General features: G+C 70.8%; 23 protein-coding genes. 16 read left to right on the plus strand and 7 right to left on the minus strand.

The features are described 5' to 3' along the window. The first annotated feature begins 38 nt into the window (after window positions 1-38). Window positions 39-221 carry a response regulator gene (locus tag HNR67_RS46610; RefSeq protein ID WP_407645115.1) on the plus strand — a complete coding sequence of 61 codons (183 nt, stop codon included), beginning with the start codon at window positions 39-41 and terminating at the stop codon, window positions 219-221. Continuing rightward, complete coding sequence (locus HNR67_RS07335) at window positions 218-1,183, plus strand: sensor histidine kinase (protein WP_185001321.1); 966 nt, start codon at window positions 218-220, stop codon at window positions 1,181-1,183. The genes HNR67_RS46610 and HNR67_RS07335 overlap by 4 nt, the downstream gene beginning before the upstream one ends. Here the strand turns inward: HNR67_RS07335 and HNR67_RS07340 are convergent. Further along, window positions 1,180-2,067, minus strand: coding sequence for an HhH-GPD family protein (locus HNR67_RS07340; RefSeq protein WP_185001322.1), 888 nt, complete (start codon window positions 2,065-2,067; stop codon window positions 1,180-1,182). The two genes, HNR67_RS07335 and HNR67_RS07340, sit on opposite strands and share 4 nt — an antisense overlap. A 42-nt stretch (window positions 2,068-2,109) precedes the next feature. Between HNR67_RS07340 and HNR67_RS07345 the strand changes: the two genes are divergently transcribed. Then, window positions 2,110-3,528 carry a short-chain fatty acid transporter gene (locus HNR67_RS07345; RefSeq protein ID WP_185001323.1) on the plus strand — a complete coding sequence of 473 codons (1,419 nt, stop codon included), beginning with the start codon at window positions 2,110-2,112 and terminating at the stop codon, window positions 3,526-3,528. Here the strand turns inward: HNR67_RS07345 and HNR67_RS07350 are convergent. Continuing rightward, window positions 3,525-4,016 carry a beta-class carbonic anhydrase gene (locus HNR67_RS07350; RefSeq protein ID WP_185001324.1) on the minus strand — a complete coding sequence of 164 codons (492 nt, stop codon included), beginning with the start codon at window positions 4,014-4,016 and terminating at the stop codon, window positions 3,525-3,527. The two genes, HNR67_RS07345 and HNR67_RS07350, sit on opposite strands and share 4 nt — an antisense overlap. A 207-nt stretch (window positions 4,017-4,223) precedes the next feature. Between HNR67_RS07350 and HNR67_RS07355 the strand changes: the two genes are divergently transcribed. Then, entirely contained in the window at window positions 4,224-4,922 is a 699-nt protein-coding gene (locus tag HNR67_RS07355) for a hypothetical protein (protein WP_185001325.1), read from the plus strand. Here the strand turns inward: HNR67_RS07355 and disA are convergent, their stop codons facing one another. Continuing rightward, on the minus strand, window positions 4,923-6,002 hold the full coding sequence (gene disA / locus HNR67_RS07360; protein WP_312986684.1) for a DNA integrity scanning diadenylate cyclase DisA: 1,080 nt from the start codon (window positions 6,000-6,002) through the stop codon (window positions 4,923-4,925). A gap of 96 nt (window positions 6,003-6,098) precedes the next feature. On the opposite strand from disA, the gene HNR67_RS07365 reads away from it, so the two are divergent. Both HNR67_RS07365 and HNR67_RS07370 read left to right on the plus strand, forming a co-directional pair. Beyond that, window positions 6,099-6,692: an RNA polymerase sigma factor gene (locus HNR67_RS07365; protein WP_185001326.1), complete on the plus strand. Its 594-nt coding sequence runs from the start codon at window positions 6,099-6,101 to the stop codon at window positions 6,690-6,692. Beyond that, the gene (locus tag HNR67_RS07370) at window positions 6,689-7,876 is read left to right on the plus strand and encodes a hypothetical protein (protein ID WP_185001327.1); all 1,188 of its coding nucleotides are present in this window, start codon (window positions 6,689-6,691) and stop codon (window positions 7,874-7,876) included. Before HNR67_RS07365 ends, HNR67_RS07370 begins: the two co-directional genes overlap by 4 nt. A gap of 184 nt (window positions 7,877-8,060) precedes the next feature. On the opposite strand, the gene radA is transcribed toward HNR67_RS07370, so the two are convergent. Both radA and HNR67_RS07380 read right to left on the minus strand, forming a co-directional pair. Further along, the gene (gene radA, locus HNR67_RS07375; RefSeq protein WP_185001328.1) at window positions 8,061-9,437 is read right to left on the minus strand and encodes a DNA repair protein RadA; all 1,377 of its coding nucleotides are present in this window, start codon (window positions 9,435-9,437) and stop codon (window positions 8,061-8,063) included. A 38-nt stretch (window positions 9,438-9,475) separates the two neighbouring features. After that, entirely contained in the window at window positions 9,476-10,195 is a 720-nt protein-coding gene (locus tag HNR67_RS07380; protein ID WP_185001329.1) for a copper chaperone PCu(A)C, read from the minus strand. A gap of 343 nt (window positions 10,196-10,538) precedes the next feature. Between HNR67_RS07380 and HNR67_RS07385 the strand changes: the two genes are divergently transcribed. Genes HNR67_RS07385 through ispF form a run of 3 tightly spaced genes read left to right on the plus strand, consistent with a single transcriptional unit; the run spans window position 10,539 to window position 12,239 of the window. Then, a complete protein-coding gene (locus HNR67_RS07385; RefSeq protein ID WP_065915127.1) occupies window positions 10,539-11,027 on the plus strand; it encodes a CarD family transcriptional regulator in 489 nt (162 codons plus the stop codon). A 28-nt stretch (window positions 11,028-11,055) separates the two neighbouring features. After that, on the plus strand, window positions 11,056-11,769 hold the full coding sequence (ispD, locus tag HNR67_RS07390) for a 2-C-methyl-D-erythritol 4-phosphate cytidylyltransferase (protein ID WP_185001330.1): 714 nt from the start codon (window positions 11,056-11,058) through the stop codon (window positions 11,767-11,769). Continuing rightward, window positions 11,769-12,239 (plus strand): 2-C-methyl-D-erythritol 2,4-cyclodiphosphate synthase, encoded by a 471-nt coding sequence (gene ispF, locus HNR67_RS07395; RefSeq protein ID WP_185010299.1) that lies wholly within the window; start codon window positions 11,769-11,771, stop codon window positions 12,237-12,239. Before ispD ends, ispF begins: the two co-directional genes overlap by 1 nt. 809 nt (window positions 12,240-13,048) lie before the next feature. On the opposite strand, the gene HNR67_RS07400 is transcribed toward ispF, so the two are convergent. Continuing rightward, window positions 13,049-13,744 (minus strand): HAD family hydrolase, encoded by a 696-nt coding sequence (locus HNR67_RS07400; protein WP_312986689.1) that lies wholly within the window; start codon window positions 13,742-13,744, stop codon window positions 13,049-13,051. Window positions 13,745-13,828: 84 nt separating this feature from the next. Between HNR67_RS07400 and HNR67_RS45560 the strand changes: the two genes are divergently transcribed. The 3 genes from HNR67_RS45560 (at window position 13,829) to HNR67_RS07410 (ending at window position 16,086) form a co-directional block, all read left to right on the plus strand. Then, entirely contained in the window at window positions 13,829-13,954 is a 126-nt protein-coding gene (locus HNR67_RS45560; protein ID WP_281403229.1) for a hypothetical protein, read from the plus strand. 301 nt (window positions 13,955-14,255) lie between these two features. After that, a complete protein-coding gene (locus HNR67_RS07405; protein ID WP_185001331.1) occupies window positions 14,256-14,396 on the plus strand; it encodes a hypothetical protein in 141 nt (46 codons plus the stop codon). Window positions 14,397-14,811: 415 nt separating this feature from the next. After that, window positions 14,812-16,086 (plus strand): MFS transporter, encoded by a 1,275-nt coding sequence (locus HNR67_RS07410; RefSeq protein WP_246492474.1) that lies wholly within the window; start codon window positions 14,812-14,814, stop codon window positions 16,084-16,086. On the opposite strand, the gene HNR67_RS07415 is transcribed toward HNR67_RS07410, so the two are convergent. Next, on the minus strand, window positions 16,076-16,216 hold the full coding sequence (locus tag HNR67_RS07415) for a hypothetical protein (RefSeq protein ID WP_185001333.1): 141 nt from the start codon (window positions 16,214-16,216) through the stop codon (window positions 16,076-16,078). The two genes, HNR67_RS07410 and HNR67_RS07415, sit on opposite strands and share 11 nt — an antisense overlap. Window positions 16,217-16,318: 102 nt before the next feature. On the opposite strand from HNR67_RS07415, the gene HNR67_RS07420 reads away from it, so the two are divergent. The 4 genes from HNR67_RS07420 (at window position 16,319) to HNR67_RS07435 (ending at window position 20,931) form a co-directional block, all read left to right on the plus strand. Then, window positions 16,319-16,990, plus strand: a complete 672-nt coding sequence (locus HNR67_RS07420; protein WP_185001334.1) for an HAD family hydrolase — start codon at window positions 16,319-16,321, stop codon at window positions 16,988-16,990. 83 nt (window positions 16,991-17,073) lie between these two features. Beyond that, a complete protein-coding gene (gene cysS, locus HNR67_RS07425) occupies window positions 17,074-18,465 on the plus strand; it encodes a cysteine--tRNA ligase (protein WP_185001335.1) in 1,392 nt (463 codons plus the stop codon). A gap of 4 nt (window positions 18,466-18,469) precedes the next feature. Then, window positions 18,470-19,435: a 23S rRNA (guanosine(2251)-2'-O)-methyltransferase RlmB gene (gene rlmB, locus HNR67_RS07430; protein ID WP_185001336.1), complete on the plus strand. Its 966-nt coding sequence runs from the start codon at window positions 18,470-18,472 to the stop codon at window positions 19,433-19,435. Window positions 19,436-19,494: 59 nt separating this feature from the next. Further along, complete coding sequence (locus tag HNR67_RS07435) at window positions 19,495-20,931, plus strand: MBOAT family O-acyltransferase (RefSeq protein WP_185001337.1); 1,437 nt, start codon at window positions 19,495-19,497, stop codon at window positions 20,929-20,931. Window positions 20,932-21,071: the final 140 nt, after the last annotated feature.

Below are 21,071 nucleotides of genomic sequence, written 5' to 3' on the forward strand. Positions count from 1 at the left end.
AGACGCTGCGGAAACACCCGGTCGGCGACCCTGGGGCCATGCGGGTTCCGGTGGCCGAGGACGCACTCGCCGACCTCGTCGGCGGCTTCAACCTGGGCGCTGACAACTACCTGGCCAGGCCGTTCTGCTTCCCCGAGCTGGTGGCCAGGGTTCGCGCTCCGCGGTGCCGCGCCCAGGACCGGTGTTCGCCGGTCCTGGACGCGGACGGGGGCCGATCATGACCAGCCGCACCCGGATCACGCTGCTCTACGCGGGCACCGCCATCCCGGCCGGCCTCGCGCTGCACCTCCTGATCAGCGCCTGGCTGCCCGGGTCCGCGACGCCGCCGGGCCTGCTGCCGCTGGCCGCCGTCACGCTGCTGGTGCTCGTCGCCGCGCTCGGCACCGGCTGGCTCGTCGCGGGCCGGGTGCTGGCCCCGCTCCGCAGGCTCACCGGCCTGACCGAGCGGATCGCGGCCGGGCACCCGCACAGCCGGATCGAGCTGCCCGGCCCGCCGGGCGAGCTGCAACGCCTCGCCGGGACCGTCAACGGCCTGCTGGCCCGCCTGGAAACCGCCTCCGTCGCGCAGCGCCGCTTCGCCGCCAACATCGCGCACGAGCTGCGCACCCCGCTGGCCACCAGCCGCACCCTGCTGGAGGTCGCCGCCGCGCACCCGGAGCGCTGCGACCTGCCGGACCTGACCGCCAAGCTGCTCACCGTGAACAAGCGGTGCACCGAACTGGTGGACGCGCTGCTGGACCTGGCCCGCGCCGAGCACGGCCTGACCAACCCGGTGCCCACCGACCTGGCCGTGATCACCGCGCAGGCACTGGCCAACCTGGACCCCGGCGGCGTCAGCGTCTCCGCGGAGCTGTCCACCACCACCTTCCCCGGTGAGCCGACGCTGCTGCTGCGGCTGGTGAACAACCTGCTGGCCAACGCGATCCGGCACAACCGGCCCGGCGGCCGGGCAGGCGTCACGGTGGCCGACGGCAGGCTCACCGTGACCAACACCGGCCCGCTGATCCCGGCCGAACTGGCCGGGCAGCTCTTCGAGCCGTTCGTCCGCTCCGCCGGGCGCACCAGGGCGGCCGGGCACGGGCTGGGCCTGGCCATCGCGCGGGCGGTGGTCACCGCGCACCACGGCACCATCACCGCCAGCCCGAACCCGGACGGCGGCCTGACCGTGGACGTGCGCTTCTAGCCCTCGCCGGGCAGCGCGAACATCCCGTTGTCGGTCTGCTCGACCAAACCGTCCACCAGTAGCGAGTGCAGGCACCGGTCCCGCTGCCCAGGCTCGTCCCAGGCCGCGTCCAGCGCCGCCCTGGACACCGGCCCCGGCGCGCCGCGCAGCACGTCCAGCAGCCGCCCACGCACCTGCCGGTCGGTGCCGGCGAACTTCTGCACCACCTTGGCCGGACCCGCGTAGGCCGGTCGCCCGGCCCGCTGCCAGGCGCAGTCGGCGTAGACCGGGCAGTCCGCGCAGCGCGGGGTCCGGGCAACGCAGACCACCGCGCCCAGCTCCATCAGCGCCGCCGAGTACCGGGCCGCCCGCGCGGGTTCGCGCGGCAGCAGCACCTCGACATCGGCCAGGTCCCTGGTGGTCGAGGGCGGTCCGGCGTCCGCGGCCCCGTGCACCGCGCGGGCCACCACCCGGCGCACGTTGGTGTCCACCACCGGGACACGCTGGCCGTAGGCGAAGGCGGCCACCGCCCGCGCGGTGTACGCGCCGATCCCCGGCAGGCCCAGCAGGGTGTCCACGTCCGAGGGCACCACATCGCCGTGCTCGGCCGCGATCGCGGTGGCCGCGGCGTGCAGCCGCAGCGCCCGGCGCGGGTAGCCCAGCTTGCCCCAGGCCCGCAGCACCTCGCCCTGACCGGCCGCGGCCAGCGCCGAGGGCACCGGCCAGCGCGCCATCCAGTCCAGCCAGATCGGCTCCACCCTGGCCACCGGGGTCTGTTGCAGCATGACCTCGCTGACCAGCACACCCCAGCCGGTGCAGTCCGGGTCCCGCCAGGGCAGGTCGCGGGCGACCCGGTCGAACCAGCCGAGCACGGCCCCGGGATCCAGGGAAGAAACAGTCGCCATAGCGTGCACAATCCTCGCACCTGCCCCGGACGCGGAGGAAACATGGCCACCCGCTCTGCCCCACCCTCGGACAACCTGCTGGCCAGGATCGCGTTGCGGTTCACCGCGTTCACCGAACGCTGGCTGCCGGACGCCTTCGGCTTCGTGCTCGTCGGCACCGTCATCGTGCTGTTGCTCGGCCTGGCCACCGGTCAGTCGCCGACCGCGCTCATCGACGGCTGGGGCAAGGGCGTCTGGAGCCTGGTCACCTTCACCCTGCAGATGGCGATGATCATCATCGGCGGGTACGCGCTGGCCACCGCCCGGCCGGTGGCCAGGGTGATCGCCTGGCTGGCCACCATCCCGAGGACGCCGAGGGCGGCGATCACCTTCACCGCCGCGGCCTCGATGATCACCTCGTACCTGAACTGGGCGTTCAGCCTGATCTTCGCCGCGATCCTGGCCAAGGAGATCGCCCGGCTGGTGCGCGGGGTGGACTACCGGGCGCTGGGCGCGATGGCCTTCCTCGGCCTTGGCACGGTGTGGGCGCAGGGCCTGTCCGGCTCGGCCGCGCTGCAGGTGGCCAGCGCGGAATCCAGCCCCAAGGCGGTGCAGGAGGTGATCAAGGCGGGCCGCGGCACCGGGCTGATCCCGCTCACCGAGACCATCTTCCTGTGGCAGGGCATCGTGGCCACGTTGATCGTCTTCGTGGTCGCGGTGGTCACCGCCGCGCTGATCGCGCCATCCGGCGAGCGCGCCAAGACCGCCGCCGACCTGGGCATCGAGCTGAAACCGCTGATCAGCCCGCTTGAGGCCGAGCCGAAGGGCAGGCCGGGGGACTGGCTGGAGCGCAGCCCGGTGTTCTCGGTGCTGATCTTCGCCATCGGCGCCTGGTACCTGGTGCGGCACTTCGTCAACGCCACCGGCAGCCCGCTCAACGCGCTGGACCTCAACACCATCAACCTGATCCTGCTGCTGCTCGCGCTGATCCTGCACTGGCGGCCGCACCGGCTGGTCACCGCGGTGCGCGAGGGCGCGCCGGCCGCGGCCGGGGTGCTGCTGCAGTTCCCGCTCTACGGCGGCATCTTCGGCATGATCGCCTTCACCGGCCTGTCCGCCACCATCGCCGGCTGGCTGGTGGACATCTCCAACCCGGTGCTCTACCCGGCGCTGATCGCCATCTACTCCTGCGTGCTGGGCGTGTTCGTGCCCAGCGGCGGCAGCAAGTGGGTGATCGAGGCCCCGTACGTGCTGGACGCGGCCAACCAGCTCCAGGTGCACCAGGGCTGGATGGTGGTGGTCTACGACCTGGGGGAGGCCAGCGCCAACCTGCTCCAGCCGTTCTGGATGCTGCCGACGCTGGCCGTGCTCGGACTCAAGGCCCGCGACATCATGGGCTACACCTTCGCGATGTTCCTGGTCTGCTTCCCGACCGTGCTCATCGTGGTGACCCTGTTCGCGCGGACGTTGTCCTTCCCCTAGATGACCTCGTGCAACAGCGCGGTGGAGACGTCGTAGACGAAGCCCCGGACCTGGTCGGTGTGCAGCAGGAAGGGGCTGCGCCGGACCCGCTGCACGGACTGCCGGACGCTGTCCTTGACCTCGCGGAAGGCCTCCAGCGCCCACGGTGGGCGCAGGCCGGTGGTGCGTTCCAGCTCGTCCTTGAAATCGTCCTCGGTGAAGGTCGCCAGGCCGCAGCTGGTGTGCTGCATGACGATGATCTCCTGGGTCTCCAGCTTGCGCTGCGAGATGGTCAGCGAGCGGATCATGTCGTCGGTGACCACGCCGCCGGCGTTGCGCAGGATGTGCGCCTCGCCGTGCCGGAGGCCGAAGACGTCGAACACCTTGATCCGGGCATCCATGCAGGTGACGATCGCCAGGTGCAGCGAGGGCTTCGGAGAGGGGATCTCCGGGTGACCCAGCTCGCCTGCGACGGCGTTGCGCTGGAGCAGTTCGTCGATCGCGGTCATGACACACACTCCTCAAGGCACGAGCGCATCCGGGTGTCTGAGGGGGTTGCCCTACTCCCTTGATGAGAACCCGAGTATGTGAACAGGGCAAGACTCGTTTGAGGAAACTCACGCGTCCGGTCCACTCTTGGTTGCGCACGCAACACGCCCGAACGGTCCAAGGTCCAATTACGTCATTCGGAGCAACCGGGGCGTTACCGTCTGCATGTGCTGGATCCGGTGGGACCTCACCCGTCGTCGGTGTACTGGCGCAGGCGCGCGGTGGCACTCGGCGCGTTCGTGCTGGTCTTACTCCTCGGGGTGTGGGCGGTCGGCCTGGCCTTCGGCGGGAGTGAGGACACCGAACGCGAGCTGGCCGAGCTGCGGGCCGCCGCGGCCGCGCGCAGTCTGGCCGCGACCGGGACGAGTGCGCCGGGCAGTGCCTCGGCGCTGCCGCCGCCGAGCAATCCCGCGCCACCCCCTGACCAGCCCCCGGCGCCGCCGCCACCCCCACCGCCGCCACCACCCGGGCCGCCGCAGCCCTGCCCGAACCAGGTCACCAAGGTCACCGCCGAGGTCGGCGCACCCGAGTACCGGGTGGGTCAGCGACCGGAGTTCCGGCTGGTGGTGACCAACACCGGCCCGGTGCCGTGCACCCGCGAACTGGATCCCCGGGTGCAGGAGATCCTGGTCTTCGGCCTGGACGGCGCCCGGCTGTGGTCCAGCAACGACTGCTACCCCGGCCGCAACCCCGACCTGCGCACCCTGGAACCCGGCGGCATGGCCGTGTTCCGGCTGGCCTGGCACGGCCGCACCTCGGCGCCCAACTGCACCGGCAAGCGCAAGGCGCTGCTCGCCGGGGAGTACACCGTGGTGGCCAAGGTCGACGAGCTGGCCAGTCCACCGGCCCCGTTCCGGCTGCGCTGATCAGCCGTAGCGGTCCACGATCGAGGATTCGGCCAGCCGGGACAGTCCCTCGCGGACCATCCGGGCCCTGGTGTCGCCGACCCCGTCCACGGTCTGCAGGTCATCCGCGGTGGCCGCGAGCAGTGCCTGCAACGAGCCGAAGTGCTCCACCAGCCGGTGCTGCACCGGCGCGGGCAGCCGCGGCACCCTGGCCAGCAGCCGGTACCCGCGCGGGCTGACCTGGCCGTCCAGCGCCTCCGGTCCGGCCGGGAAGCCGAAGGCGGCCGCGATCGCGGCCACGTCCAGCAGTTCGGTGCCGTCCAGCGCGTCCAGCGCGGCCACCACCTGGCTGGCGCTCGGCGCGCCCGGCTCCTCCACCAGGTAGTCCCGGATAACCAGCTCGCGGTCCAGTTCGACCCCGCCGACCAGCTCGTCGAGCTGCAGCTCTATCAACCGGCCGTCCGCGCCCAGTTCGACCACGTGCCAGCCGATCTCATCCGCGATGCGCTGCACCATCTCCAGCCGCTGCACCACGGTCATCGCGTCCTTGAGGGTGACGAAGTCCTCGATCTCCAGCGCGGACAGCGCCTGCGCCACCTCGTCAAGGCGGGCCTTGTACCGCTCCAAAGTGGACAGCGCCTGGTTCGCCCGCGACAGGATGGTGGCCGAATCGGTCAGCACGTGCCTGCGCCCGTCCACGTACACGCTGACGATGCTCATCGACTGGCTCACCGAGACCACCGGGTGCCCGGTCTGGATCGCGGTGCGCTCGGCGGTGCGGTGCCGGGTGCCGGACTCCTCGGTCGGGATGGTCGGATCCGGCACCAGCTGCACGTTGGCCCGCAGGATCTTGCCCGCGTCGGTGGAGAGCACCAGCGCGCCGTCCATTTTGGACAGCTCGCGTAACCGGGTGGCGCTGAACTCCACGTCCAGCCGGAAGCCACCGTCGCAGATGGACTCCACCGCCTCGTCGTGGCCGAGCACGATCAGCCCGCCGGTGCGGCCGCGCAGGATCCGCTCAAGGCCGTCCCGCAGCGCCGTGCCGGGCGCGAGCCGGGCCAGGGTAGCCCGCACCAGCTCCGACTGCGTCCGCTCGCTCACGATGCCCCTCCTGCCCGATCCGACACCGGAGTCTACGTTCGGCCACGAACGCGTGAACGCCTCGACTCCCGGCGGACAACACAGGTTGTGAGGACGATGACCGAACGCCGGGCCGGGGCGCCGCCCCCTGCCGAGGCCGAGCACCCCGACCTGTCGTGCCCGCAACCGGCCGTGGTGTTCGGGCTGCTGTTCGACGCGCACGCCGCCGCGCTGCACCGCTACCTGGCCCGCCGGGTGGGTGCCACCGCGGCCGATGACCTGGTCAGCGAGACCTTCCTGGTCGCGCTGCAACGGCGGCACAGCTACGACCCGGCCCGCGCCGCGGTGCGCTCCTGGCTGTACGGGATCGCCACCAACCTGCTGCGCGGCCACCTGCGCACCGAGGTCCGCGGCTACCAGGCCACCGCCCGTGCGGCAGGCGCCGTGCGGCCGCACGAGGACGGTCACGACGGGCGCGTCGCGGCCAGGGTGGACGCCGAAACGGCCACCCGCGGCCTGGCCGGGGCACTGGCCGGACTGGCCCCCGGCGACCGGGACGTGCTGCTGCTGACCTCCTGGGCCGGCCTGGACTCCACCGAGGTGGCCGAGGCACTGGACATCCCGGTCGGCACCGTGCGTTCCCGGCTGCACCGGGTCCGCCGCGGCCTGCGCGCACACGCCCCCAACCCCAGCGAGGAGGACACCCGATGACCGAGCACCGCGTGTGGAGCGAGGACGAACTCGACACCGCCCTGGCCGAGCTGCGCCCGGAGGTGTCCCCGGACCCGGAAGCCCTGGCCGCCGCCCGCGCCCGGCTGCTAACCGCGGCCCAGCTCCCGGCCCCGGCCCAGCTCCCAGCCGCGATCCCGGCCAAGAGCCCGGCTCCGGCTGCGATCCCCGCCCAGCTCCCGGCCGCGATCCCGCCGCTGATCCCGGCCCAGGCCCGGCCGCGTCGTGCCACCCGGCGCTGGCTGCTCGCGGCCGCCGCGGTCGCGCTGGTCACCACCGGCGCGCTGCTGGCCCAGCCCTTCTCCGGCGGCGGGACGGCCGACGCCCGGGACGTGCTGGCCACCGCCGCCCGCGCCGGTGACGGCGACCGCCCGCTGCGGCCAGGCGAGTTCCGCTACGTCCAGACCCGGTCCTGGGACGCCGCCAGCGCGGACCGCGACGGCAAGACCTACAGCTACCTGGAGGAAACCCTCCGCGAGACCTGGATCCCCTTCGACGAGACAGGGGAGTGGGTCAGCCGGGAACGCCAGACCGGCAACCGGCAGTGGACGCTGGGCGTCACCGAGGCCGAGTACCGGGCCGCCGGACTGCCGCTGGACCCGCCCGGCCAGGTCACCGAGAAGCGGGCCCTGCGCGGGGAATTCAGCCAGGCGGGTGAGTTGACCCGCTGTGCCGAGCCGCCCTGCCCGGTGCTGCCGCCCGAGGCCGTGCACGCCAGGGACCGCGCCGGGGCCTGGCACAACCCCACCCAGAGCTGGCAGAACGCGCTGCCCAGTGATCCACAAGCGCTCTACGCCGCGCTGCGCGCGCACGATCCGGCCGGTGTCGGCGAGTCGGTGGCGCTGGACAACGCCCGCGTCGCACTGCGCACCGGCAGGCTGCGCACCGAGATCCGCAACCGGGTCTACGCGGCCCTGCGCCTGGTGCCCGGCATCAGGATCAAGGCCGACGCGGTGGATCTGGGCGGCAGGCACGGCGTCTCCCTCGGCGTCGAGGACGACCGGGTCGGCACCGAGATCATCATCGAGCCGTCCGGCGGCCGATTCCTCGGCGAGCGCACGGTGGTGCGTCAGGACAGCGCGTACTACCCGAGGGGCACGGTCATCGAGCACAGCACGGTGAGCACGGCGATCGCAGCTCAGGCGGGCGTTGCGCCGTCCCGGTGAGCATTGGGTGACCGCGCGTGACAGACCCCAGGGGGGAGGGGGTATTGTTAGCGCGTTCACTCCTCAGCCATCGAGTTGGTGGACACGAAATCAAGTGTTGTGGCCAGTCGGGATTCGGGGTCCGGGCTGTGCTTGCTGGAAGAGGGCCCGCACACCGCTCGGGGGTGTGCGGGCCTTTCCACGTTCAGTCCTCGGAACGCAGTTCCCGCAGTGCGGAGCCAAGATCGGGCACCACGGTGGCCTTGATCTCCGGCGGCAACGGGCCCGAGTCCGGCGGCACCAGCGCGTGCGTGAAGCCCATCCGGACCGCCTCGGCCAGCCGCCGCCCGGCCCCGGCCACCCGCCGCACCTCACCGGCCAGCCCGACCTCACCGAGCGCGATCATGGTGGGGGGCAACGCGATGTCCCGCGCGGCCGAGGCCACCGCCAGCGCCACCGCCAGGTCCGCCGCCGGTTCCAGCACCCGCATACCGCCCACGGTCGCGGTGAACACGTCCTTGTCGCCAAGGCGCACCCGGCCGCGGCGTTCCAGCACCGCGAGCACCATCGCCACCCTGGCCGAGTCCAGCCCGCTCACCGCGCGCCGCGGCGCGGGCAGATTGGTCGCGGCCACCAGCGCCTGCACCTCGCCCAGCAGCGGCCGCTTGCCCTCCACGATCACCGTGATCGCGGTGCCGGGCACGCCGACGTCGCGCTGGTTGAGGAAGAGCCCGGACGGGTCGGCCACCCCGACGATGCCGTCGTCACGCAGCTCGAAGCAGCCCACCTCGTCGGCAGGGCCGTAGCGGTTCTTCACCCCGCGGATCAGCCGCAGGGTGGAATGCCGGTCGCCCTCGAAGTGCAGCACCACGTCCACCAGGTGCTCCAGCATCCGCGGCCCGGCGATCGAACCGTCCTTGGTGACGTGCCCGACCAGCAGCACCGGCAGGTTGTTCTCCTTGGCCACCGCGATCAGCGCCGAGGCCACCGCACGCACCTGGGTGACCCCGCCCGGCGCGCCGTCGATCATGGCGGACTGGATGGTCTGCACCGAGTCCACGATCAGCAGCCCCGGCCGCACCGTCTCGATGTGGCCCAGGATCGCGCCCAGCTCGCCCTCGGCGGCCAGGTACATCTCGCCGTGCAGGTTCCCGGTCCGCTCCGCGCGCAGCCGTACCTGGCCCGCGGACTCCTCGCCGGTGATGTAGAGCGAGCGCCCGTTGCCGGTGGAGGCGGCCCAGCGGTGCGCGACCTCCAGCAGCAGCGTGGACTTGCCGACGCCCGGCTCACCCGCGAGCAGGATCACCGCACCCGGCACGACCCCGCCGCCGAGCACCCGGTCCAGTTCGCCGACGCCGGTGGAGACCGCGCGGGCGGCCTCGATGTCGACCTCGCCGATCGGCCTGGCGGGCGCGGACACCGGGGACGCGGTGATCTTGGCCAGTGCGGGTTTGACCGCGCCCTTCTCCTCGACCGTGCCCCAGGCCTGGCATTCCGGGCAGCGGCCGACCCACTTGGCCACCTCGTTGCCGCATTCGGCACAGCGGTAGCCGGGACGGGTCACCCGCACGTTCTTCGCCACGCCGGTGAACCTAGGGGGTCGGACCGACAGTCACCGGATCAGTGACCGCCACCGCCACCGCCGTGGCCGCCGGTCTGCGGCAGGTCCTCGCGGTGTTCCTCGTCCGCGGCGATCGGCACCTGCAGGGTGACCTGACCGGCCTTGGCGAAGGTGAACACCACCGGGATGGTCTTGCCCGGCCACAGGTCGTGCTTGAGGCCGACCACGGTGATCACCACGGTGCCGACCTTGAGCTTGGTGTCCACCGAGGAGCTGGGCGGGGTGGCCGCCGAGGTCGAGGTGGCCGAGGAGCCGGTGGGGCGGCCCGCGGAGGAGGTGGGCGCGCCGGAGGTGCTGGTCGGCGCCGCGCTCGTGGTGGCCGCGCTGGTGGTGGCGTGCTCGGGCTCGTTCAGCTCCGCGCGGATGGCGAAACCGGACGGGATGGCGGCGTCGCCCTTGATCTCGACCGAACCGGCGCCCTCGGAGCTGACCGAGACGAGCTTGTCGTCGTTGGTCCCGCTGTTGACCAGGGAGATGCCCAGGGAGGCGTTGCTCTTGGCCGGGTAGTACTTCTTGGGGTTGTCCGAGGGGAAGGCGAGCTGGCCATCACGCAGTTCGATGGCCCCGACCTTGCCGCTCGCCCCGTTCACCGCGGCGACCTGGACCGAGGTCTGCGAGTTCATGCCGGCGCCACAGCCGGTCACGGCCAGCGCGATACCCAGACCCAGCGCCGCCGGGACCAGGCGGGCACGGACTGCCTTCTGCTCTACACGGCTCACAGCGCGCCGATCCTTCCCTGGAGTACCTGGTGAACTCCTCGGCCGCAGCCTAACCACCCGCGCCCGCGTGGGTGGCACCTGGTGGCCGTGCCAGGTGGCGGGTATTGATGATCACCTGTTCGCGCAATACGGCGTAGGCCATTTCGCCGTGCCCCGGACTTTCACGGAGATCAAAAGTCCACTGTGGACCCGGCGTTGTCCTGCGCTGACCGGGGGAAGCATGTCCCGCTCTGGTTTGTCAACCCCTCCCGTGGCCGCTGACCTGCGCTTACAGATCGCACGGGGGTCGAGCGGAGATGGCCGGACGTGTTAGGATGGGGGCAGCGAAAGGGGCAGAGGACACATGGTTTTCAAGGTCGGAGAGACCGTCGTCTACCCGCACCACGGTGCCGCTCTCATCGAAGCAATTGAGACCCGCGTGATCAAGGGCGAGGAGAAGAAGTACCTCGTCCTCAAGGTCGCGCAAGGAGACCTCACCGTCCGGGTGCCCGCGGACAACGCCGAGATCGTCGGTGTGCGGGATGTTGTCGGTCAGGAAGGTCTGGATCGGGTCTTCGAGGTGCTGCGTGCTCCGCACACCGAAGAACCCACCAACTGGTCTCGGCGGTACAAGGCCAACCTCGAGAAGCTCGCCTCCGGCGATGTGAACAAGGTTGCCGAAGTGGTGCGCGATCTCTGGCGACGGGAGAAGGACCGCGGCCTGTCCGCTGGTGAGAAGCGCATGTTGGCCAAGGCTCGGCAAATACTGGTGAGCGAGCTGGCCCTGGCCGAAGGCACTGACGAGGACAAGGCCGAGGTTCTCCTCGACGAAGTCCTCGCCACCGCCTCCTGACAAGTCGAGAGAAGACACCGCCGCTGCCATGAGTGTTGTCGCGCTCGTGCCCGCTGCCGGGCGAGGTGAGCGGCTCGGTGCCGGTGTGCCGAAGGCCCTCGTCGAAGTCGGCGGCGAGCCGTTATTGGTACACGCGGTACGTGGGTTGTGGCGTTCGGGCTGTGTCCAGCAGGTCGTCGTCGCCGCACCACGCTCCGAGGTTGACGTCGTGACCGCCGCACTGGCTTCTGTCGGTGCGGCGGTGCACGTCGTTGTCGGAGGCGCCGAGCGTTCCGAATCAGTCAAGCTGGCCCTGGACGCCGCGCTGGAGATCGTCCCGGACGCCGAGGTCGTGCTCGTGCACGACGCGGCCCGCGCCTTCACCCCGCCGGAGTTGACCGCCGCGGTGGTCGAAGCAGTGCGAGCGGGCGCCAAGGCGGTCATCCCGGCCCTTCCCGTGGCCGACACGATCAAGCAGGTCGATGCCGAAGGTGTGGTTCGCGCCACGCCCGACCGGACCACCCTGCGTGCCGTGCAGACCCCCCAAGGCTTCGCCGTCGACGTGCTGCGCCGCGCCCACGAGGCCGCGCTGGCCGACGGTGTGGCCGCCACCGACGACGCCGGCCTGGTCGAGCGCATCGGCATCCCGGTGCACACCGTGCCCGGCCACGCCGATGCGATGAAGGTCACCACCCCGTTCGACCTCACCGTGGCCAACGCCCTGCTGGCCGCGCGCACCCAAGCTGTGGAGGGCAAGGCGTGATCCCGCCGCGTGTCGGAGTCGGCACCGATGTGCACCCGATCGAGCCCGGCCGCGACTGCTGGATGGCTGGCCTGCTGTGGGAGGGCGTGGACGGCTGCGCCGGTCACTCCGACGGCGACGTGGCCTCACACGCCCTGTGCGACGCCCTGCTCTCCGCCGCGGGCAAGGGCGACCTGGGCGCGGTCTTCGGCACCGGCGACCCCCGCTGGTCCGGCGCGCACGGCGTGGAACTGCTCGCCCACGTCCGCGACCTGCTGGCCGAGGACGGCTGGCAGCTGGGCAACGCGGTGGTGCAGGTGATCGGCAACGCCCCGCGCATCGGCAAGCGCAGGGACGAGGCCCAGAAGGTGCTCTCCGAGGCTGCCGGCGGCGACGTCGCGGTCTCCGGCACCACCACCGACGGCCTGGGCCTGACCGGCCGCGGCGAGGGCATCGCCGCGGTGGCCACCGCCCTCATCTACCGCGCCTGACCCGGCTGTCCGGATCCGGACAGCACAAAAGGAACTACCCGGCACTCCCGGGTGTTCCTCCCGATGTGACCTTTCTCAAGGCGCTACAGCCCGGCGGACACCCCGGACGCGGCCCGCGTGGTGATCAAGATGGCCCCGGACCGGGTGACTGGCAGCCGGGCCTGCTGGATCCGCCGCGCGGTCGCCGCCGCCCGGCACGCACGTGGCGCCGGTAGCCGACGCTCCCTGATCTCCCTGGTGGCCTTCCGAGCCTGCCGCCGAGCCAGATTCGCGCGCAGCTTCTTCGAGTGCCACACAAGATCCACAACACTCAGCAAAACCGGCAAAATCACGAAAAGTGGTAGCAGAGCGTTCACCATGTCGCGCCCCTTCCCCGATCACACCACTCTTTCGGAGCATCCCTGATATCGACGGTCTCGCTCCGTGATTGAACAGGGAAGCTTGTATCCAAAGGCTTTATCGGACTGTTAGCTCTCTCGGTGTGTCCATCGGCACACCGTGTTGATCGAACTACTGTCCGTGTGATTACGCCTTACCGACCGGTAAGTCTGTTGGGGTGCCAGGGTTGTTGCCCGTTCGTGCAGCTCACCACGGAGCGTGTTCAGCACCACGCTTTCGGCTTCGCCCTCAGGATCGCCGGTACGGAGGGTCAGCACGGCCCGGCTCGATCGCTCGAAGGGTTGACGATCAACAGCCAGCCTCATTGGCACCAAGATCGAGTTCCAGAACAACTTCTCCCGCCCTGGACCAACCAGCTCAGAAAGCCTCGGCAATCGGCCCTGACCTGCTGGTTCTTCAGCGTCGCCCGGTCACGTGCCCACGCCCACGCAGCGGGCGATCTGGGACATGGCGCCACTGATCGCGTCCGCTCCGGCCTTGGCGAGCCGGGCATCCTTGCCGGGCTTGTTCGCATAGCCGATCGTGCGGGCTCCAGCGGCGTGGGCTGCCTCGATGTCGGTAACCGAGTCCCCGACGAGCACGCACTCCCCGATCGGGACGCCCAGCATCGCGGCGGCCGCGTCGACCAGGTGCGGGTTCGGCTTCAACAGAGCCGGGTCCGGCTGGGCACGTGCGGAAATGGCGTCGATGTCGCGGTGCAGGCCATGCAGACCGAGATAGCTCTCGATGGCTGCGGCCGAGTTGTTGCTGACGATCGCGAGCGGGCGACCGGTCTGTCTCCAGGCGCTGATGAGGTCGACGGCGCCTGGGGTTGGCTCGGCGTTGCCGGTCGCCTTGGCCTCGTGGGCGCGCAACGCGGCCTCCACGCGGTGGGCCGCCTCGGGGCCGAGGACGGCGGCGTGGCGTAGCACGTCGAACGGATCGCCGGATGCGGGTAGGTCGGTGTGGCCACCGGCTGCCAGCAGTTCGCGGAGCTGGTCGGCGACCACGGGCGCGGGGAAACCGGAGAAGACGGAGCACACCGGGCCGTCGAAATCGAGCAACAGGGCCTGGGCGGTGTGCAGGACGCGGTGCAGCTGGTCGGCGTCGTCGACCCGGGTTGTCACGCCGATCGCCTCCCCGCCCCGGACAGCCTGACATGATCGATCGAAGGATTGACGATCACTCGCGCCGGTACCAGGCTGCCCCGTGTGACCAGGTCAAACGGGATGACCCGGATCGCCCTCGCCAGCTTCATCGGCACCGCGATCGAGTTCTACGACAACTTCTCCCGCCTCTGGCCGACCAGCGCCTATAGCCTAGACAACCGGCTCTGACCTGCTGGTTCTTCAGCGTCGCGTTCCATCGTGTTCCGGCCGAAATCGACGTCAGACGGCCTGGAGACGGCCTGGCACGACCTGATCGTTTGAGCCCCGTGCCGACCTCTGCGCCTTACGGGAGGGGTGCGGTAACGCTTGAGTCTCCAACTGGCTCAGTTATGTCTACGGGGGACACGAACCAGCCCTGGGGACCGATCAAGCCAGCGTGACGGTCAGAAAACCCGCCCAGGGAACTCGGCATCGCCGTCCTCGGCGCCGCCTCCCGAGCGTCGAAGAGTGGCCGTGTTGGCTGGCGCTGTTGGTCTACCTCCTGCTGCTGGCCGTCCTGGCCGTGGTCGGGTTTTTCGGCCTTGTCCTGCTGGCCTGGTTGCTGAGCCATCTCCCGGACCTGCTCGGTGGTTTCAGCGGCAGCGAGTGTGGCGGCCATCGTTGGTGCTGACCGGCCACGGGAATCATTGGCCGTCGGCGCGCAGCGTCGGCGGGCGTCGATCGCCGGAACCAGCCAGGCAAGATGACCACCCGGCGATCGTCACGGCCTGGAGTAGCGCGCGAGTGGCTTCTTTGGGCGGCGCGCGGCTGCTGGTGTCGGCCGGGAGGTGCCGGGTCGCCGGGCGCAGCGGCGGGTCGGCCGCCGCAGCGGAGCGGATGGCGGCCGTGCCCGGATGGGTGCGCCCGGCGAGCCAGCGCGACCACCCGCCGCGCGCCGCTTGGCGTCGCGCCTTGAGGTCACAGGGCTCGATCCGGCGGGCGATCCGGCCTCCGGGACGGCCTCGGAACTCCAGACGGCCTGAGGACGGCCTGACATGATCGATCGTAGGATTGACGATCACGAGCCGGTGGCTCAGGCTCGGTATATGCCCAGGTCAAACGGGATGACCCGGATCGCCCTCGCCAGTTTCATCGGCACCGCGATCGAGTTCTACGACTTCTACATCTACGGCACCGCGGCCGCGCTGGTGCTCAACGCCACCTTCTTCCCCGACCTCTCCCCGGTGGTCGGCACCCTGGCCGCGTTCTCCACCTTCGCGGTGGCCTTCGTGGCCAGGCCGCTGGGCTCGTTGCTGTTCGGGCACTTCGGGGACCGGGTGGGGCGGAAGTCGATGCTGGTCGCGTCGTTGCTGACGATGGGGTTGGCGACGGTGGCGATCGGGTTGTTGCCGGGGGCGGCGGAGATCGGGGTGCTGGCGCCGGTGCTGCTGGTGGTGTTCCGGTTCCTGCAGGGGCTGGGGCTTGGTGGGGAGTGGGGTGGGGCGGCGTTGCTGGCCACCGAGCACGCGCCCAAGGGCAAGCGGGGCTGGTACGCGGCGTTTCCGCAGCTGGGGCCCTCGGTCGGGTTCTTCGCGGCCAGTGGGTCGTTCCTGCTGCTCTCGGCGTTGCTGGACGACGCGGCGTTCCGGGAGTGGGGCTGGCGGGTGCCGTTCCTGGCCTCGGCGGTGCTGGTGGTGGTCGGGTTGTTCGTGCGGTTGCGGATCGCCGAGACGCCGGTGTTCACCGAGCTGGTGGACAAACAGGAGCGGGCGTCCATGCCGCTGGTGGAGATGTTCCGGCGGGCGCCGCGGCGGCTGGTGCTGGGTGGCGGCGTGATCGTCATCTGTTACGTGCTCTTCTACACCGCGACCACGTTCTGCCTCTCCTACGGCACCACCGTGCTCGGGTACTCGCGCAACACCATGCTGATCCTGTCCATCATCACCATCTGGGCCCTCGCCCTGGGCACGATCGTCTCCGCCAGGGCGGCCGACGCCTATGGGCGCAAACCGGTGCTGATCTTCGGGACCTCGTTCTCGGTGCTGGCCGGACTGTTGCTCTTCCCACTGCTGGGCAGCGGCAGCGTGGTACTGGCCGGGGTGGCGCTGGCACTGGCGCTGGGTGCGATGGGCCTGGTCTACGGGCCGCTGGGCGCGTTCCTGCCCGAGCTGTTCGACACCAGGTTCCGCTACTCCGCGTCCTCCTTCGCCTACAACCTCGGTGGGGTGGCCGGTGGCGCGCTGGCGCCGACCGTGGCGGCGGCGCTGGCCGCGGACTTCGGGCCGGGGGCGGTCGGGATCTACGTCGCGGCGGCCGCGGTGCTCAGCCTGCTGTGCGTGCTGGGGCTGCCGGAGACCAGGGACGTGGAACTCACCGGCTGAGTGGTTCGGCCACCGGCGTCGGCTGGGGTTCGGCGGCGGCCGGGTAGGCCAGGGTGGCGCCCGCGGCCAGCAGGGCGCCGAGGGCGAGGGCGAGCAGGTGCCTGCGTAGTCCATTGTGGACGGTGTTCATCCGTTGGCCTCCTTGGGTTCGATCATGAGATCGCGCATCGTCGCTGTTCGTTTCGCCACGAAGGTGTGATCACGGTTGGGTCTCTGGGTTAACGTCGGGCCCGTGACCATTCGCGGGGTGCTCTTCGACTTCTCCGGCACGTTGTTCCGGCTCGAACTGGGCGACAACTGGCTGGACGGCCTGATGGACGACGCCGCGGCCGCCGACCTGCTGCGGCAGCTCACCGCGCCCACCGGACGGCTCGAGGGCCTGCCGCCGGAGCTGCACGAGGCGTGGGACCGCCGGGACCTGGACCCCGACCTGCACCGCGAGGTGCACCTGGCCGCGCTGGCCAACATCGGGGTGCCGGACGCCGCGCTGGCCGGCAAGGTCTACGACCGGCTGCTCGAGCCCGCCTCCTGGCAGGCATACCCGGACACCGCCGCGGTGCTGGGCGAACTCAAGGCCGCCGGTTACCCGGTCGGCGTGCTGAGCAACATCGCCTGGGACATCCGCACCGTCTTCGACCGGCACGGGGTGGCCGGCCTGCCCGATGAGTACGTGCTCTCCTACGTGGAGGGGCGGGTCAAGCCGGACCCGGAGCTGTTCCGCACCGGCTGCGCCCGGCTCGGCCTGGACCCGGCCGAGGTGCTCATGATCGGCGACAGCCAGGAGGCCGACGGCGGGGCCACGGCGATCGGCTGCGCCTTCGCGCTGGTGCCGCCGCTGCCTACCATCGAACGCCCGGACGCGCTGCGGTCCGTCCTGCGGGAGCACGGCCTGCTTCCGGCGTAGGCCACAGCGCCGAGTGGTGGAAACTGAAATCCCGGTGGGTGGGCTGGTCAATAGCACGTTCGCCGAACCCGTACCCTTGATGGGTGGCTCTCCGACTTCATGACACCGCTACCAGGAGCATGCGGGAATTCCACCCGCTCCGGTCTGGGGCTGCGTCGATCTACGTCTGTGGGGCCACGGTGCAGGGCGTGCCGCACATCGGGCACGTGCGCAGCGGGCTGAACTTCGACGTGCTGCGCCGCTGGCTGGCGCGCGATGGCGACGACGTCACGCTGGTGCGCAATGTCACCGACATCGACGACAAGATCCTGGCCAAGGCCGCCGAGCACGGCAGGCCGTGGTGGGAGTGGGCGGCCACGCACGAGCGTGCCTTCATCTCCGCCTACGACGCGCTGGGCTGCCTGCCGGCCTCGGTCGAGCCGAGGGCCACCGGGCACGTGCCGCAGATGATCGAGCTGATGGACCGGCTGATCGAGCGCGGCCACGCCTACGCGGCGGCCGGCGACGTGTACTTCGCTGTGGCCTCCTTCCCCGAGTACGGCGCGCTGTCCGGGCAGAAGCTGGACGAGGTGCAGCAGGGCGAGTCCGCGGCCACCGGCAAGCGCGACCCGCGCGACTTCACGCTGTGGAAGGCGGCCAAGCCCGGCGAGCCGTCCTGGCCGACGCCGTGGGGCCGGGGCCGTCCCGGCTGGCACCTGGAGTGCTCGGCCATGGTCACCGCCTACCTCGGGCCGGAGTTCGACATCCACGGCGGCGGGGTGGACCTGGTCTTCCCGCACCACGAGAACGAGCAGGCCCAGTCGCGGGCGGCCGGGGACGGCTTCGCCCAGTACTGGATGCACAACGCCTGGGTGACCATGAGCGGCGAGAAGATGTCGAAGTCGCTCGGCAACACGGTGACCATCCCGGAGATGCTGCAGCGGGTGCGCGCGCCCGAGCTGCGCTACTACCTGGTCACCCCGCACTACCGGTCCACCATCGAGTACTCCGAGCACGCCCTGCACGACGCGGTGGCCGGGTACCGGCGGATCGAGGGCTTCCTGCGGCGGGTGGTGCAGCGCACCGGCTGCGTCGGGGAGGAAGGGCTGCCCGGCGATTTCGTGGCGGCCATGGACGAGGACCTCGGCACACCGTCGGCCATCGCCACGGTGCACACCAGCGTCCGGGACGGCAACGCCGCGCTCGACGCCGGTGACGATGAGAAGGCCCGTGAGATCGCCGCCTCGGTGCGCGCGATGACCGGGCTGCTTGGCCTCGACCCGTTGTCGGAGCAGTGGGAGGTCGAGTCCACTGTGGACGAAGGCTCCCGCACCGCGCTGACCACGCTGGTCGAGGGACTGTTGGAAGAGCGGCAGAAGGCACGGGCCGGCAGGGACTTCGCAACGGCGGACCTGCTGCGCGACCGACTGCTCGCGGCCGGAGTGGCGGTAGAGGACACCGCCTCCGGTCCACTATGGACATTGAAGGACTGCTGAGAACATGGCCGGAAACTCCAGGCGCAAGGGTGCCATGCGCAACGCTGGCTCGAAGAAGGGCGCCGTTGTCGGCTCCGGCGGCCAGCGGAAGAAGGGCTTGCAGGGCAAGGGACCCACGCCGCGAGCCACCGAGCGCGAGCACCACCCCGCCGCGCGCAAGGCCGCCGCGGCGACCAAGGCCGAGCAGGCCAGGGCGCGGCGCAAGGGCGAGGCGACCAACTCCGAGTACGTGGCCGGGCGCAACCCGGTGGTGGAGTGCCTGCGTGCGGGGGTGCCGTCCACGGCGCTGTACGTGGCGCTGGGCATCGAGACCGACGAGCGGGTGACCGAGGCGGTGCGGATGGCCGCCGACCGGGGCATCTCGGTGCTGGAGGTCTCCCGGCCGGAGCTGGACAAGCTCACCGGCGGCGCCATGCACCAGGGCATGTCCCTGCAGATCCCGCCGTTCAGCTACAGCCACCCGGACGACCTGCTGCAGATCGGCCGCGACTCCGGCGTGCCGCCGCTGCTGGTGGCCCTGGACGGGGTGACCGACCCGCGCAACCTGGGTGCGGTGATCCGCTCCGCGGCCGCCTTCGGCGCGCACGGCGTGGTGGTGCCGCAGCGGCGCAGCGCGAGCATGACCGCCGTCGCCTGGCGCACCAGCGCGGGCACCGCGGCCCGGCTGCCGGTGGCCATCGCGGTCAACCTCAACCGCACGCTCAAGGACTGGGCCACCGCGGGCCTGATGGTGGTCGGCCTGGACGCCGACGCCACCATGAACATCGACGAGCTGGAACTGGCCACCGGTCCGCTGGTGGTCGTGGTCGGCTCCGAGGGCCGCGGCCTGTCCCACCTGGTGAAGAAGCACTGCGACGCCACCATCGGCATCCCGATGGCGCCGGGCGTGGAATCGCTCAACGCCTCGGTGGCCGCCGGAGTGGTGCTGGCCGAGGTCGCCCGTCGCCGCCGGGCGGCAAGCCGGATCTGACCATCCGGACCTGGTTGCTCCGATAGGGTCAGCGGGCTGCACCGTGACCCGAGGTAGAGATGTCCTTCGTCAGCCCGCTGTTCCTGTGGTACTTCATGCCGCTCACCCTGGCGGCGTTGCTCGTGCTGCCGCGAACCTGGCGCAACGGCGTGATCGCGGTGGCCAGCCTGGTCTTCTACGCCACCGGGTCCGGCTCGTCCACGCTGTTGCTGCTGGCCTGCATCGTGGTCAACTTCCTGGCCGGGCCGTGGCTGCAGCCCAAGGAGCACGAGCCGGAGCCGGTGGCCAAGCGGCGCCGGTACCTGCTGATCGGCGTGGTCGGCTTCGACCTGGCGATCCTGCTGGTCTGGAAGTACCTGGGCTTCGCCACCGAGCAACTGGCTAGCCTGGCCAGGCTGTTCGGCGGCGACTTCCCGGTGACCCACCTGACGCTGGTCATCGGCATCTCCTTCTTCACCTTCCACCACATCTCCTACGTGGTGGACATCTACCGCGGTGAGCGGCCGGCACTGCGCGACCCGGTCTCCTTCATCACCTACATCGCGATGTTCCCGCAGCTCGCGGCCGGTCCGATCGTGCGCTACCGGGAGATCTCCGAGCAGCTCCCGCAGCTGCGCACGCACCGGCTGGACGACATCGCCAGCGGCTTCCCGCGCTTCGCCCTCGGCCTGACCAAGAAGGTCGTGATCGCGGACTCGCTGGCGCCGATGGTGGACGCCTGCTTCGCCACCCCGCCGGACAAGATGACCTTCGCGGTCGCCTGGCTGGGCGCGCTGGGCTTCACCCTGCAGCTCTACTTCGACTTCTCCGGCTACTCCGACATGGCCATCGGCCTCGGCCGGATGCTCGGCTTCCGGCTGCCGGAGAACTTCGCCCGCCCGTACTCCTCGGTCACCGTGACCGAGTTCTGGCGGCGCTGGCACATGTCGCTGTCCCGGTGGTTCCGCGACTACGTCTACATCCCGCTCGGCGGCAACCGGCACGGCACCGCGCACACCTACCGGAACCTGGCGATCGTGTTCGTGCTGACCGGTTTCTGGCACGGCGCGAACTGGACCTACCTGGTCTGGGGCGTCTACCACGGCATCCTGCTGGTGATCGAACGCGCCCGCCGCTGGGACCGCCCGCCTGCCTCTGTCGGCCACCAGCTCGGCCGCCGCGCGCTCACCCTGCTGCTGGTGATCATCGGCTGGATCTTCTTCAAGTCCACCACCCTGGGCGCGGCGTTCGCCATGCTGGGCAACATGTTCCTGCCGGACTTCACCGGCCTCACCGACAGCGTCGCCGCCGCCCTGACCAACCAGCGCCTGCTGCTCCTGCTGCTGGCCCTGGTGATCGTCTTCCTGCCGGCCCGCCCGCTGGGCCCGTACCTGGAGTCGACGCGCTCGCCGCAGGCCACCGCGCTGCGCATCACGGTGCTGACCGTCGGCCTGGCCTACTCCGCGATCCTGGTCGCCACCGGCACCTTCTCCCCGTTCCTGTATTACCAGTTCTGATCCGGCCGCGGTGAGCAAGAACACCGCGAGCTTTTCGCCCCGGTGACCTCTGCCACGAGCAACGTTGGGAATTTTTCTGAATCGTTCAATGGTCTATACCATTCGGAGCTGGGTCCCACCGGACCCGCCGCCATCGCTTC

Origin of the sequence: Crossiella cryophila, assembly GCF_014204915.1 — a bacterium.
In the GTDB taxonomy this organism is placed as follows: Bacteria; Actinomycetota; Actinomycetes; order Mycobacteriales; family Pseudonocardiaceae; genus Crossiella; species Crossiella cryophila.

Bases quoted from the DNA above. Each gene is read 5' to 3' on its own strand.
- ispD (WP_185001330.1), top strand. From the start codon at position 11,056: ATGAGTGTTGTCGCGCTCGTGCCCGCTGCCGGGCGAGGTGAGCGGCTC.
- HNR67_RS07370 (WP_185001327.1), top strand. From the start codon at position 6,689: ATGACCGAGCACCGCGTGTGGAGCGAGGACGAACTCGACACCGCCCTG.
- HNR67_RS07365 (WP_185001326.1), top strand. From the start codon at position 6,099: ATGACCGAACGCCGGGCCGGGGCGCCGCCCCCTGCCGAGGCCGAGCAC.
- HNR67_RS46610 (WP_407645115.1), top strand. From the start codon at position 39: ATGCGGGTTCCGGTGGCCGAGGACGCACTCGCCGACCTCGTCGGCGGC.
- HNR67_RS07415 (WP_185001333.1), bottom strand. From the start codon at position 16,216: ATGAACACCGTCCACAATGGACTACGCAGGCACCTGCTCGCCCTCGCC.
- HNR67_RS07385 (WP_065915127.1), top strand. From the start codon at position 10,539: ATGGTTTTCAAGGTCGGAGAGACCGTCGTCTACCCGCACCACGGTGCC.
- HNR67_RS07345 (WP_185001323.1), top strand. From the start codon at position 2,110: ATGGCCACCCGCTCTGCCCCACCCTCGGACAACCTGCTGGCCAGGATC.
- HNR67_RS07335 (WP_185001321.1), top strand. From the start codon at position 218: ATGACCAGCCGCACCCGGATCACGCTGCTCTACGCGGGCACCGCCATC.
- HNR67_RS07340 (WP_185001322.1), bottom strand. From the start codon at position 2,067: ATGGCGACTGTTTCTTCCCTGGATCCCGGGGCCGTGCTCGGCTGGTTC.
- HNR67_RS07435 (WP_185001337.1), top strand. From the start codon at position 19,495: ATGTCCTTCGTCAGCCCGCTGTTCCTGTGGTACTTCATGCCGCTCACC.
- rlmB (WP_185001336.1), top strand. From the start codon at position 18,470: ATGGCCGGAAACTCCAGGCGCAAGGGTGCCATGCGCAACGCTGGCTCG.
- HNR67_RS07410 (WP_246492474.1), top strand. From the start codon at position 14,812: ATGCCCAGGTCAAACGGGATGACCCGGATCGCCCTCGCCAGTTTCATC.
- HNR67_RS07350 (WP_185001324.1), bottom strand. From the start codon at position 4,016: ATGACCGCGATCGACGAACTGCTCCAGCGCAACGCCGTCGCAGGCGAG.